The following is a 13,776-nucleotide window of genomic DNA, read 5'->3' as shown; positions in this document are numbered from 1 at the left end:
TACAAGTGAGCAAGGTCAAGCTTTGACACTTATTCCGCAGGCGCCGGGGCGTATTTCGACAGGATGGTCTCATTGCCCGGCTCGGGATGGCGCGGGATCAGCAGCGACAAGGCCAGCGAGATCAGCGCCATAGCGGCCGCGAGTCCAAAGACCGCCCCGGGCGACACCACCCAGAGCAAACCCAGCAGCGCAGGCAGGAAGACAGCCGCTATGTGGTTGATGGTGAAAGCCACCGCGGCCGTCGGTGCGATATCCGCAGGGTCGGCGATTTTCTGGAAATATGTTTTCAGCGCCAGCGCCAGAGCAAACAACACGTGGTCGATCACATAAAGGATCGCCGCCAGCAATACGCCCCAACCGAACCAGTAGATACCGCCATACGCTGCGAAGACGATGGCCAGACCTGTGTATTCGAAAATCAGCGTGCGGCGTTCCCCAAACATTGACACCGCTTTGCCTAGCATCGGCGCCGCTGCCATGTTGATCACCAGGTTGATCAGGTAGAGGCTGGTCAGCTCGTGGACTTCGAACCCGAACTTTTCGACCATCATGAAGCCTGCGAAAACAACGAAAATTTGCCGCCGTGCGCCGGCCATGAATTGCAGCGCGTAATACAGCCAATACCGCTTGCGCAGGATCAGCTTTTTGGTCTGCGGCGTGGGTGCGTCGAATTGCGGATAGGCCAGAAGACAGAACAGCGCCAGCAACGCCGTCACACCGCCTGCCGCCATGAACACAAAGTTGTAGGACAGATCGAACCGATCCCAGGTCAGCACGATCAGGCCATAGACAACCGCCGTGGCCGCCGAGCCCATGGCCACCAGCCAGCCCAGCACCTGTGGCGCGCGGTCCTTGGGTAGCCACTGCAGCTGCAGCGACTGGTTCACCGTTTCGTAATAGTGAAAGCCGATCGAGCTGAACAACGTCACGAACAGCAACCCGCCCAGACTGGGGAACCATGCGGTCACCGCCGTCGCCACGCCCAACATCATCAGCGAGATCATCGCCAGCACCTGCTCGCGAACGAAGATGATCACCGCGATCACTCCAACGGCCAGAAAACCCGGAATCTCGCGCACTGTGTGCAGCAAACCGATATCGGCACCGTCAAAGCTCGCCACCTCGATGACGAAGTTGTTCAACAGCGCGCTCCACGCGTTGAAGGCGATGGGCATCGTGAGCGCCATCACGAACAAGAGCGTGATGGGACGGCGCCAGAACGGCAGGCTCTGCGCCTCGGAAAGCGGCATGGGTTTCAGCATGGGACTCCCTCTACGCCTATTTTCGCGGTTTGGCGAGGGCTAAGGACGCCGTGCACATTAACCCTGCGCTGACGCAGGGTTAGTAAAAGTTTTGCGGGTCGATATCGACGGTCAGGCGGATATCCCCTTTCAGGCGCAGGGGGGCAATCCAGCGGGCGATGGCGTCCTGAATGGGTGCGCCCTTGGGCGCCTTGACCAGCAGGCGCACGCGGTGCCGCCCCCGGATACGTGCAATCGGCGCCGGGGCTGGGCCGAAAACCTGTGCGCCGATCTCGCGCAGAGGCGCATCGTTTCGGGCCATCGCATTGCCGATATCGAAAACCGGCCCGACCTCCGGCCCCGACAACACGATCCCGGCCATGCGCCCATAGGGCGGAACCCCAGCGGCCTGCCGTCCGGCAGCCTCGGCCTTCCAGAACCCCTCTTCATCGCCCGACAGGATCGCCCGGATCACCGGGTGCTCCGGCTGAAAGGTCTGCAACAGCGCCTGCCCCGGCTTGTCCGCGCGTCCCGCGCGGCCCGCAACCTGCCGCATCAACTGAAACGTCCGTTCGGCAGCCCGCAGGTCGGCCCCGTGCAGGCTGAGATCGGCGTCAATCACCCCGACCAATGTCAGCTTGGGAAAGTTGTGCCCCTTGGCGACCAGCTGCGTACCGATGACGATATCCGCGTCACCTTCGGCAATCTCTTCGATCTTGGCCTTCAATGCCCGGGCAGAACCAAACAGATCGGAACTGAGCATGGCGATCTTCGCCTCGGGGAAAGTCGCCTCAGCCTCTTCCGCCAGCCGTTCAATACCCGGCCCGACCGGAGCCAGCTTGCCCTCAACCCCGCAGGACGGGCAGGTGTCAGGCATCGGCTTTGTCTCACCGCATTGGTGGCACATCAGGCGCTTCAGGAACCGGTGTTCAACCATCCGCGCGTCGCAATGGTCACACGCGATCTGTTCACCGCAGGCCCGGCACAGCGTCACCGGCGCGTAGCCGCGGCGGTTGATGAAGAGCAGCGATTGTTCACCCCGTTCAATCCGCTGCCGCACAGCCTGCCGCAGAGACGGAGAAATCCAAGTTCCCGGCTGCATCTGCTCGGCCCGCATGTCGATGGGCTTCATCTCGGGCAGCACCGCCGCGCCAAAGCGTGAGGTCAAGTCGAGCCGCTCATACTTGCCGGCTTCGGCATTGGCCCAGCTTTCAAGAGAGGGCGTAGCGCTGGCCAGAACCACCCGCGCGCCGCAAATCGCCGACCGCAGAACCGCCATGTCGCGGGCGCTGTAATGCACGCCGTCTTCCTGTTTGTACGAGGTGTCGTGTTCCTCATCGACTACCACCAGCCCCAGATCACGGAACGGCAGAAACAGAGCCGACCGCGCGCCCACGACCAATTGCGCGTCACCCTGCCCGACCATCCGCCAGACCCGGCGGCGTTCGGTCATGGTTGCACCGGAATGCCACTCGGCCGGGCGCGCACCGAACCGCGCCTCGACACGCGTCAGGAATTCCGCGGTCAGAGCGATCTCGGGCAGTAACACCAAAGCCTGCCGTCCCATCCGCAATGCTTCGGCAACAGCTTCCAAATAGACCTCAGTCTTACCGGAGCCCGTCACACCTTTCAGCAGCGTGGTTCCATAGTCACCAGTGCGTTGTCCGGCCTGCAACTTGGCAACCGCAGCCGCCTGATCCTCGGTCAGTTCTTTGCCCGGCAGGTCCGGGTCCAGATGCGGATAAGGTAGATCGCGCGGGCTGTCCTCTTCTCGCACCGCACCCTGCTTCACCAGCCCTTTCACAACGGACGACGTCACGCCCGCCTGCTCGGCAAGTTCCTTCAAGGTAAAGGCCAGTCCGCCATAATCCCGCAACACCTCAAGCACGCGGGTGCGCGCGTCGGTCATCCGATCCGGCTCACCGCTCCCAAGACGGTAGACCTTGCGCATCGACGGCGGATCACCCAGCCCCGGCGCGCGCGTTGCCAGCCGTAGCATCGCAGGCATCGGCGTCAGCGTGTAATCGGCGACGCGGCCCAAGAACACCCGCATCTCCTCGCGCATCGGCGCAACCTCAAGCACCCGGATCACCGACCGCGCCTTGCTGATATCAAAGCCGCCCTGCCCCGGCCCCCAGACCACACCCAGCACCTTGCGCGGCCCCAAAGGCACCTCGACAAACGCGCCCAAAAAACACCCACCTTCGGGCGACTTGTAATCCAGCGTCCGGTCCAGCGGCTGCGTGGTCAGCACCGCCACCAGCTCACCGTGGTCGAAATACTCCTGAGTGCTCACCGCATATCCTTGTCAGGGGTTTCAGCATGGGTCTCTTTGAGGTAAAGGCATCCGCGACCAAGGCCAACCCATCAAAGGACTGCCCTCATGAAATTCTTCGTAGACACCGCCGAGATCGACGCCATCGCCGAACTGAACGATCTGGGCATGGTGGACGGCGTGACCACCAACCCCTCGCTGATCCTGAAATCGGGCCGCGACATTCTGGAAGTGACCAAAGAGATCTGTGATCTGGTCGACGGCCCTGTGTCCGCCGAAGTGGTCGCCACCGAGGCCGACGACATGATCGCCGAAGGCCGCAAACTGGCCAAGATCGCGCCTAACATCGCGGTGAAAGTTCCGCTGACCTGGGCCGGCCTGAAAACCTGTAAAGCCCTTTCAGACGAAGGCCAGATGGTCAACGTAACCCTCTGCTTCTCGGCCAACCAGGCGCTTTTGGCTGCCAAAGCGGGAGCAACCTTCATCTCGCCCTTCATTGGCCGTCTGGACGATATCAACCTCGACGGTATGGACCTGATCGCTGACATCCGTCAGATCTACGACAACTACGGGTTCGAAACCGAAATCCTCGCCGCCTCGATCCGCACGGTGAACCACGTGACCGACAGCGCCCGCATTGGTGCCGACGTGATCACCGCCCCTCCGGGCGTGATCAAGAAACTGGCCGATCACCCGCTGACCGACAAAGGCCTGGAAACCTTCCTGACCGACTGGGCCAAGACCGGTCAGAAAATCCTCTGATACTCAGAGCACCCGCGCGGAGCCGTCAGGCGCCGCGCCCGGCCCAACTGCAAAACCTGATCTTCTGATCAGGGGTTTGCAGGCGGGAGCCTTTCCGACACATGCCCACATGAAATCCACTTTTGCCTGCATTTTTCCCAAGGCAAATGTCGCATTCCGTGTTATAAGCCCGCCAACAAAAAAAGACCGGACGGGACATGAGCAGCAACACCAAACTCAAGGACAATCTCCGCGCCGCGATTCTGGCTGAACCGGACGCCGTGCTGGACGACAAGGATCTGATGCAGGCGCTGGTGGCCGCCAATGAACAGGCGCGCGGCGACAATGTCATCGACCTGCGCGGCATCGCCATGCAGCGGCTTGAAGCGCGACTGGACAGGCTTGAGGACACGCACCGCTCGGTCATTGCCGCGGCGTACGAAAACCTCGCCGGCACCAATCAGGTGCACCGTGCCATCCTCCGCCTGCTGGAACCCGTCGATTTCGAGGATTTCCTGCGCACACTCGGCAGTGAAATTGCCGATATCCTGCGCGTGGACCACATCACGCTGGTTCTGGAAACCACAGTCCGGCAGGAAGACCCCGCGATCGAAAAGCTGGGCGGTGTGCTGACCGTCGTCGAACCGGGTGCCGTCGATGCCTATCTCAGCCAGGACCGTGGCGGTCCCGCACGGCAAGTTGTCCTGCGCCCAATTGCCCATGCCAACCCCCGGGTGTTCGGCACCATGGCCAGTCAGCTTCGGTCCGAGGCCTGCCTGAGGCTGAATCTGGGCGAAGGCCGCCTGCCCGGCATGATCGTTATGGGGGCCAAGGACGCCAACCACTTCACCCCGCAACTGGGCACCGATCTGCTGTCCTTCTTTGCTGGCGTGTTCGAACGCTCGATGCGCCACTGGCTGTCGTGAGCCTGATCTCCCCAGCCTGCCGCGATGCGCTACAGCATTGGCTGGACAGTCTGGGGGCGCTGGCCGGGCGGTCCGAGAACACACAGACCGCCTACCGCGGGGATGTCACCGATTTCCTGTCCTTCATGACTCTGCATCACAGCGAACGTCAGGGACTAGCGGCGTTGGCCCGGATCACCGTATCCGATATGCGTGCGTGGATGGCGGATCAGCGCGCCTCGGGCGTGGGGGCGCGGTCGTTGGCGCGCAAACTCTCGGCCGTCAAAAGCTTCTACCGCTGGCTGTCCGAGCGGGAGGGGTTCGAACCCACGGCTGTCCTGTCGACCCGCGCGCCCAAGTTCACCAAGAAACTGCCCCGCCCGCTGACCGAAGACGCCGCCCGCGCCATGATCGAAACGGTCGAGCTGCAATCGACCAACGACTGGGTTTCGGCCCGCGATGTGGCCGTAGTCACGCTGCTTTACGGCTGCGGGTTGCGTATCTCCGAGGCACTGTCTCTGACCGGTGCAAACGCCCCCCTACCCGAGACCCTGCGAATCGTCGGCAAAGGCGACAAAGAGCGGATCGTGCCCGTCCTGCCAGCTGCCCGCGCGGCGGTGGATCACTATCTTAAGCTGTGCCCACACCCGCAAGACAAGGACAAGGCCCTGTTCCGCGGTGTGCGTGGCGGCCCGCTGAACCCAAGGGCCATTCAGGGCGCAATGGCCAAGGCACGAATGCAACTCGGCCTGCCAGCAACCGCCACACCGCACGCCCTGCGGCACAGCTTTGCCACCCATCTTCTGTCCGCCGGGGGCGACTTACGCGCCATTCAGGAACTGCTGGGGCACGCGTCGCTCTCGACCACGCAAACCTACACGGCCGTCGATACCGCACGGCTGATGGAAGTCTACAACCGCACGCACCCCAAAGCGTGACGTCTTCGCATCGCGACGTCAGGCATTCCCTCCAACCCGGCTTTTGGTTTGCATCTGGCGAACGCATCGTTCATGACACCTGCATGACCCTCAGATTCAAAGCGCTTTTCGTCCATCTCTTCACTGCCACCGGCGCCGTTTTCGCGATGCTGGCCATGCTGGCCGCTGTCGAAGAAAAATGGAGCTTGATGTATCTATGGTTGGTGGTCTCGTTCATCGTGGACGGCATCGACGGCCCTCTGGCCCGTCACTACCACGTCAAGAAGAACGCGCCCGAGTTTGATGGCGTGCTATTGGATCTGATCATCGACTACCTGACCTACGTGTTCATTCCGGCCTATGCACTGTTCAAATCCGGTCTGATGGACGGCTGGACCGGCTGGTTTGCGATCATCGTGATCACCTTTGCCAGCGCGATGTATTTTGCCGATACGCGCATGAAAACAAAGGACAACTCCTTTTCCGGCTTCCCCGGTTGCTGGAACATGTTCGTAATCGTGATCTTCGCGTTGGAGCCCAACTTCTGGATCATCCTGCTGCTGGTATCGCTGTTGTCTCTGGCGATGTTCCTGCCGCTGAAATTCATCCACCCGGTCCGTACCGAACGCTGGCGCGCCGTGTCGCTGCCCATGGCCTTTGCCTGGACTTTCTTTGCCGGATGGGCTGCATGGGTCGATTTCCACCCCGAAAGCTGGGCGCATTGGGGTCTGGTGATCACCAGCCTCTATCTGGTGTCCGCAGGGATTGCGCAGCAGATCATACCGCAGCGCAAAAGCGCAGATTACAGGACTTCCTGAACCTCGAACTCGGTGCCGTTATGGGTGAAAACATCGCCCTCTTGCAGGCCCACCATCGACAGGTAGATCGGGCTTTGGGTTGAGATCCCCATATAGGTCTTGCCGTCCACATCAAACCGTGTGGTCGAAACGCAGACCACAAAGCGGCGGTTGTTGAACTTGACCACCGCACCGGGCTGCACCGTGTTGGTCAGGCTGAAATCGGTGTTTTCAATCACGTCGATCTTGGCGTGATGTGCGTGCACCGGGGCATCAAAGGCCGCCGCCAGATCCGCATTCTCGCGCGAGGCTGCGATATCGTCCTTGTCATGCCCTTCCCGGTCATCCAGCTGAGAGTCCTTCAAAAACGCGTCGTAATGGGCTTGCGCGGTGGCTAGCTCCTGCTCTTCCAGCGACATCAGGCGGTCAATAATGACCTTTTTACGGGCGGCCAGGTCTGATTGGGCGGTCATTCAATGCGGTCCTTTGAATTCTCTATCTGATACAAATTGGGCCTCAAGCAACCGGATTGCAATAGAATTCCGCTTGTCAGATCAGTAGGCCTGCCGCCCGTTCATGGCGCAACAGGGCAACCTTGGTCTCGACCCCGCCATCGCCGGAAAATCCGCCCAGACTGTTGGCCGCCAACACCCGGTGACAGGGAATGATGACAGGGATCGGGTTGGCGCCGCAGGCCTGCCCCACGGGCTGAGCGGGCTGCCCCAGCTCTTTGGCGATATCGCCATAGGTGCGGGTTTCGCCCAAAGGAATGGCATACATCAGATCACAGACCTGTTGCTGAAATTTTGACCCGGCTACGTGATAGGGCAGATCAAACCGCTCAAGCCTGCCCTGTTCATAGGCCGTCAGCTGCGCAGCAGCTTCCTGCAACAAAGGCGTCTCAGGCCCTTCGTTCCGACCATCCCACACAAGGCGCGTGATGGCGCCATCAGTCTCTTCGACCCCAAGGCAACCAAACTGAGTTTCAACGGCAATCATCGGCATGGGCGCAGGGTTTCAGATCGCCGCGCCCTACGCAACGAAAAACCCCCGGCGTTTAAGCCGGGGGTTGGATCTTAGCTCAGCGCCTCGTCGCAGCGTCCGCAGACGCCTTCGTGGGCGTGGCGGCCCACATCGGGAAGGATTTTCCAGCAACGCTGGCACTTTTCACCCTCGGCCTTTTCGAACACCACTGCGACGCCTTCGATCTCCGGCACGCGGAACGCCTCGGCCGGGGCCGGGTCGCCGGTGACGGTCAGACCGGATGTGATGCACATGTCATCCACGTCGAAAGTGGCCAGCAGGTCGCGGGTTTCCTGATCCTCGACATGCACGATCGGCGCTGCCTCGAGGCTGGAACCGATTACCTTGTCCTGACGCTGGATTTCCAGCGCTGCGGTCACGGCGCGGCGCACGCGGCGCACTTTGGCCATGTAGGTTTCCATCACCTCGTTACGCCAGTCGGCGGGCGTGTCCGGGAAGTCCACCAGATGGACCGAGCTGTCATCGCCCGGGAACCGCTCCAGCCAGACCTCTTCCATGGTGAACACCAGAACCGGTGCCAGCCATGTGGTCAGGCGGTGGAACAGGATATCCAGCACGGTGCGGGCCGCGCGGCGCCGTAGGCTGTCACCGTCGCAATACAGAGCATCCTTGCGGACGTCGAAGTAGAAGGACGACAGATCGACCGTGGCAAAGGTGAACACGGCGCTGAACACGCCCTGGAAATCGAACGCGGCATAGCCCTTGCGCACCTGCTCATCCAGATCGGCCAGACGGCTGAGGACCCAGCGCTCCAGACGCGGCATCTCCTCGGGCGCCACGCGGTCGGACTCGGTGAAATCAGCCAGCGAGCCCAGCATGAACCGCATCGTATTGCGCAGGCGGCGATAGCTGTCAGCGGTGCCTTTCAGAATCTCCGGCCCGATCCGCTGGTCGGCGGTATAGTCGGTCTGAGCCACCCACAGGCGCAGGATATCGGCGCCGTATTGCTTGACGACCTCTTCCGGCACGATGGTGTTGCCCAGCGACTTGGACATTTTGTTGCCCTTGGCGTCCAGTGTGAAGCCATGGGTGACAACGTTGCGGTACGGTGCGCGGCCCTTGGTGCCGCAGGCCTGCAGCATGGACGAGTGGAACCAACCGCGGTGCTGGTCGGTGCCTTCCATGTAGACATCCGCGATACCATCCTCGGTGCCATCCTCACGATCACGCAGAACAAAGGCGTGGGTCGAACCCGAGTCGAACCACACATCCAGCACGTCGAACACCTGATCGTAGTCGTCCGGGTTGGCGATACCGTCGAGAATCTTCTCTTTGAAGACGTTGGTGTACCAGATATCGGCGCCGTCTTTCTCGAACGCCGCCTTGATGCGAGCGTTCAGGTCTTCGTTGCGCAGTAGGTAATCCGCGTCGGTGGGCAAAGCCCCTTTCTTGGTGAAGCAGGTCAGCGGCACGCCCCAGGCGCGCTGGCGCGACAGAACCCAGTCCGGACGCGCTTCGATCATCGAATACAGGCGGTTGCGACCAGTCTGCGGGGTCCACTTTACAAGCTCGTCGATAGACCGCAGAGCGCGTTCGCGGATCGTATCCCCCATCTCACCCATGCCGTCGTTCAGCTTTCGGTCGACAGAGGCAAACCACTGCGGCGTGTTGCGATAGATGATCGGCGCCTTTGAGCGCCACGAATGCGGATAGCTGTGCTTGATCTTGCCACGCGCCAGCAGCCCGCCAACTTCGACCAGCTTGTCGATGACGGCTTTGTTGGCGTCACCCTCACCGCCCTTGCGGGACAGGATGAACTTGCCGCCAAAGAACGGCAGATCGGCGCGGAACGAGCCGTCGTCCATCACGTTGTAGGTGATAACCTGCTCCAACATGCCCAGATCGCGGTACAACTCGAATTCTTCCATACCGTGCGAGGGCGCACAGTGGACGAACCCCGTGCCTTCGGTATCGGTCACGAATTCGGCAGCGCGGAAGTCGCGGATGTCATCCCATTCGCCATTGCCGCCCTCGGCCCCGGCCAGTGGGTGGGTCAGTTGGACGCCTGCCAGCTCATCGGTGGTCACGTCACGAACGCGGGTCCACTGGTCGTCGTTCAAACGGGCGCGGCCCAGCACGTCGGCGGCCAGATTGTCGGCCAGCAGGAACTTGTCGCCAACATTGGCCCAGCATTCCTCGGGCGCGCCAGTGACTTCGTACAAGCCGTAGGAGATGTCCTTGCCAAAAACGACCGCCTTGTTGGACGGCATGGTCCACGGGGTGGTCGTCCAGATCACAACAAACGCGTCATCCAAATCGCCCGCGTTCACAACCTTGAATTTCACCCAGATGGTGAAGCTTTCCTTGTCATGATACTCGACCTCGGCCTCGGCCAGAGCGGTTTTTTCGATGGGCGACCACATCACGGGCTTCGAGCCCTGATAGAGCGTGCCGTTCATCAGGAACTTCATGAATTCGTCGGCGATCACGGCCTCGGCGTGATAGTCCATGGTGATGTAGGGATCGGCCCAGTTACCGGTGATGCCAAGGCGCTTGAACTCTTCGCGCTGGATGTCGATCCAGCCCTCGGCGAACTTGCGGCATTCCTGACGGAAGTCGACAACGTTCACCTCGTCCTTGTTTTTGCCCTTCTTGCGGTACTGCTCCTCGATCTTCCATTCGATGGGCAGGCCGTGACAGTCCCAGCCGGGCACATAGCGCGCGTCGAAACCCATCATCTGATGGGAGCGTACGATCATGTCCTTGATGGTCTTGTTCAGCGCGTGGCCGATATGCAGGTGGCCGTTGGCGTAGGGGGGACCATCGTGCAGGGTAAAGGGCGCGCGGCCTTCTTTTTCGCGCAGGCGGTCATAGACGCCGATGGTTTCCCACCGTTCCAGCCATGCGGGCTCGCGCTTGGGCAGGCCGGCGCGCATAGGGAACTCGGTTTTGGGCAGGTTCAGCGTGTCTTTGTAATCAGGTGTCTGGATCGTGTCGGCGCACATTGGGGGCGTCCTTTGGATGATCTGGTCGTACTAGGATCGAAGCGGTCGGTGCGAAGTCTCAAACACCTTTGCCCGGCGTCTCAGAGGGTCAGAGCGCCGGGGATATAATTCGAATAATGATGGCCGTCCGGTCATACATGGCCGCGCTTATAGGACGCCCGCGCCTAATGGTCCAGAGGTTCCGCCCCTTGCGGCGAATGGCGCAGCTTGGCCCAGCGGTTGAGCCACGCCAGACCCGCCAGTGCAAGACCCAATGCCAGTAGCGAGAACACCCGGATCAGGCCGCCCAGCCCGGCAATGTCGATCAGAAACACTTTGGCCACGGCCAGCCCGATCACCCCCAGACCTGCCTTGCGCATAAGGTCGGACCGACGCGCCAGCGATTGGTAGAAAAGTGCCGCCCCGATCACCAGCAGGGCCATGGTATAGGTGTAAAGCTCGGGCTGTGTGACACCGTTGCCCTCATACATGCCGGCTGCGCCCTGCCAGACATGACGGATTGTCAGGCCTAGCCAGACAACGGCCAACAGACCGCTCAGCCCCCAACTGCCGCGCTTCAGCCAAAGCGGTGTCGCGCGGATACGCCAGACCGAGAACCCAATGGCCAGTGCAGGCAGTAAATAGGCCACAGCCAGTGTGTTCAAAACCGGCGGCCCCAGAACTGGCGGGGCCACTGTGCTGAGCAGCGGGTTCGCCTCAGCCAGCGCCTGCGCCAGCCGGAAAAGGCCATGCCCGGCAAAGAACGCGGCCAAAAGATAGCGGGCATAGTTCAGCTTTCCGCCCAGTTCAAACCGCTGCACCTGGGCAAAGGCCAGCAGAAGCCAGATGATCGCCAGCAGGCCCAAACCCCAGTGGCTGTTGGTGGCGCCGCCTTCGCCAAAGCTCTGCAACCAGCGTTCCAGTAGCAGCGACAGCAAGATGCCCCCGGTCGCCCAAGCCGCACTCTCCAACAGCAGCGTCGCCACAGGGCGGTCCAATGGCCGGATCAACAGCCAGCCAATAAGGAAACCAACGGTGGCCGTGCTGTAAACCAATGCCATCTCAATTACCGGAGCCGTACTGGCCCAGTCGAGGCCCGGGTTCAGCACCAGCCGCACCGTGACCGTGAAAACTCCGGCCCAGATGAACCAGCTCAGCGGAGGCAGGGTGAATTTGCGGTCCAGCGCGGCGGCCACGACAACCATCGCGACCAGAGCAATGGTCAGCGCCGCTGAACTAAGGACGATGACACAGGCGAAGGTCAAACAGGACAGCGCCGAAAGCGTTGCAAGAGACGCGCGCATCCGTTTGTCGCCATCTACGCGCGCAAAGCGCTCGGCAAAGATGACCATCAGCACGCCCAAGGCGATGCCATGCAGCGCCCACGGGTAGGCTCCGATGACCGTCGCAGGGTGCCAGCCGACCTCAAGCGCGATGGCCAGAGCAGGTGCAAAAACAGCAGCCGCACCGGCCCAGACCGCAGGGAATGTGTGCGCCTGCATCGAGCGCCACGCTGCGGTGACGGACATCGCCGCGCCCAGCATGATCAGGATCGTGACCACCCACGGGTAGTCTGCTTCGGCGGTTTCGGCATAGGTTTCGGCGAACTGGCGCAGCACGATGCCGTTATCCCAGCCATGCACCAGAACGAACCAGACTAGGCCAAGCGCAGGCAGCGCAGTTGCATCCTTCAGGGCCTCTGCCCGCCTGCCCCACAGCATCAGTCCAAGTGTCAGCCCTGCCAGCAAGGTCACGCCCAGCCAGAACTCCGCCGAGCTGTCGGCCCAGTGCACCGACAGAATGGCAGAACTCACAGCAATTGCGCCAAAACCCAGCCGTGTCGGGAATTCAGGCCATGCATCTCCCTTTTTGCGGCGGATGATCTGGCTGATCATCGCACCGCCATGATCCGGCCAGACCCGCCGGACCGGAATGGCAATAGCTATCACCGCCAGCGCCGTGACGCAGATCAGGTAATCCGGTTCAGTCAAGGGCGAGGACAGCACCAGCAACAGGCAAGCGGTGTATGTGCCAAACAGGGTCAGAACCGAGATCCACGCCCAGCGCCGCACCGTGTCGATCCCAAGCCCCAAAACAGCGATCACGAAGAAATAGGCGTACAGCCAGCTTGGGTCCTCGGAGGTTCCGCCAACAACGAAGGGGGCTGAAAAGGCTCCGATCAAACCAACGGCGGCCAGCAAAGGGCCGTGAAACCACCCCAAGACCAACCCCAACAGCGCGACCACAACCATCGCGGCCAGCGCGGCCTCGGGGCCGATCAGGTTATAGAGCTGCCTTGCGGCCAGAATGCCCCCGAACAGGGTGACCAGCCCGGCGCCGGAAAAAACCGAGGGCAAATAGGCGGTGGCAGAGGATTCGTCATCGCCGAACCTGCGGCGGATCACTTCGCCAGCCACGATCAACGCTGCACCGAAAAGCAACGCGGCAATCACGCGGGCGGACGGGGGCAGCAGGCCGTTTTCAACGCCGTATTGAACCAGAAATATCCCCGCCAGCGCCAGCGACAGGGCCGACACCGCGTAAAACCAGTTCTCCTTGAACCAGGTCGAGAGGGCAGCAAACCGATCCTCGCGAAATACAACGGCGGCAGGCGGGGATTGCTCAGTTGCGGGCTGAGGTGCTTGAGCCTTGGACCACGGCGCGGTCTTCGGTGACTTTTCCGGTTTCTCGGTCGGCTTGCGCGGCTCGGATCGGGGTGGCGCTGCGCGGGCCTCGGGAACGTCGCCACCCAGCACGCGGAGTTGCTGTTCAAGCTGTTCGACCCGGCGGCGCAGGCGGGTGTGGCCGACAAGCAGAACAATGATGGCCACCGGTATGGCCAGCACGATCAATCCGACAAGAACAAGCAGGGATTCCAATGGGCTCTCCGGTTGGTTTCGACGTCAGGCTACCCGAGGCACGCAGCGGGCAA

The 13,776-nt window shown here is 61.6% G+C and carries 10 protein-coding genes; 4 read left to right on the top strand and 6 right to left on the bottom strand.

Annotated features, from left to right (window positions below; translation table 11 throughout):
• Positions 1 to 29 precede the first annotated feature (29 nt).
• A complete protein-coding gene (locus GOX63_RS06245) occupies positions 30 to 1,262 on the bottom strand; it encodes an MFS transporter (protein ID WP_170326924.1) in 1,233 nt (410 codons plus the stop codon).
• Positions 1,263 to 1,341: 79 nt separating this feature from the next.
• Positions 1,342 to 3,537, bottom strand: a complete 2,196-nt coding sequence (locus tag GOX63_RS06240) for a primosomal protein N' (protein ID WP_170326925.1) — start codon at positions 3,535 to 3,537, stop codon at positions 1,342 to 1,344.
• Between the two features lie 87 nt (positions 3,538 to 3,624).
• Between GOX63_RS06240 and fsa the strand changes: the two genes are divergently transcribed.
• The 4 genes from fsa (at position 3,625) to GOX63_RS06220 (ending at position 6,897) form a co-directional block, all read left to right on the top strand.
• Entirely contained in the window at positions 3,625 to 4,278 is a 654-nt protein-coding gene (gene fsa, locus GOX63_RS06235) for a fructose-6-phosphate aldolase (protein WP_170326926.1), read from the top strand.
• A gap of 197 nt (positions 4,279 to 4,475) precedes the next feature.
• Positions 4,476 to 5,183, top strand: a complete 708-nt coding sequence (locus tag GOX63_RS06230; RefSeq protein ID WP_170326927.1) for a DUF484 family protein — start codon at positions 4,476 to 4,478, stop codon at positions 5,181 to 5,183.
• Complete coding sequence (locus GOX63_RS06225; protein WP_170326928.1) at positions 5,180 to 6,100, top strand: tyrosine recombinase XerC; 921 nt, start codon at positions 5,180 to 5,182, stop codon at positions 6,098 to 6,100. Before GOX63_RS06230 ends, GOX63_RS06225 begins: the two co-directional genes overlap by 4 nt.
• 83 nt (positions 6,101 to 6,183) lie before the next feature.
• Positions 6,184 to 6,897, top strand: a complete 714-nt coding sequence (locus GOX63_RS06220; RefSeq protein ID WP_170326929.1) for a CDP-alcohol phosphatidyltransferase family protein — start codon at positions 6,184 to 6,186, stop codon at positions 6,895 to 6,897.
• Here the strand turns inward: GOX63_RS06220 and GOX63_RS06215 are convergent.
• The 4 genes from GOX63_RS06215 to GOX63_RS06200 form a co-directional block, all read right to left on the bottom strand.
• Positions 6,882 to 7,349 (bottom strand): hypothetical protein, encoded by a 468-nt coding sequence (locus tag GOX63_RS06215; protein WP_170326930.1) that lies wholly within the window; start codon positions 7,347 to 7,349, stop codon positions 6,882 to 6,884. The two genes, GOX63_RS06220 and GOX63_RS06215, sit on opposite strands and share 16 nt — an antisense overlap.
• 76 nt (positions 7,350 to 7,425) lie before the next feature.
• Positions 7,426 to 7,881, bottom strand: coding sequence for a methylated-DNA--[protein]-cysteine S-methyltransferase (locus tag GOX63_RS06210; protein WP_170326931.1), 456 nt, complete (start codon positions 7,879 to 7,881; stop codon positions 7,426 to 7,428).
• A gap of 71 nt (positions 7,882 to 7,952) precedes the next feature.
• Complete coding sequence (ileS, locus tag GOX63_RS06205; protein WP_170545158.1) at positions 7,953 to 10,865, bottom strand: isoleucine--tRNA ligase; 2,913 nt, start codon at positions 10,863 to 10,865, stop codon at positions 7,953 to 7,955.
• Between the two features lie 164 nt (positions 10,866 to 11,029).
• The gene (locus GOX63_RS06200) at positions 11,030 to 13,723 is read right to left on the bottom strand and encodes a DUF2339 domain-containing protein (RefSeq protein WP_170545155.1); all 2,694 of its coding nucleotides are present in this window, start codon (positions 13,721 to 13,723) and stop codon (positions 11,030 to 11,032) included.
• Positions 13,724 to 13,776 lie beyond the last annotated feature (53 nt).

Origin of the sequence: Ruegeria arenilitoris (assembly GCF_013031355.1) — a bacterium.
In the GTDB taxonomy this organism is placed as follows: Bacteria; Pseudomonadota; Alphaproteobacteria; order Rhodobacterales; family Rhodobacteraceae; genus Ruegeria; species Ruegeria arenilitoris_C.
The sequence above is the reverse complement of the archived record's forward strand: the minus strand, read 5'-3'. Positions and strand labels throughout refer to the sequence as shown.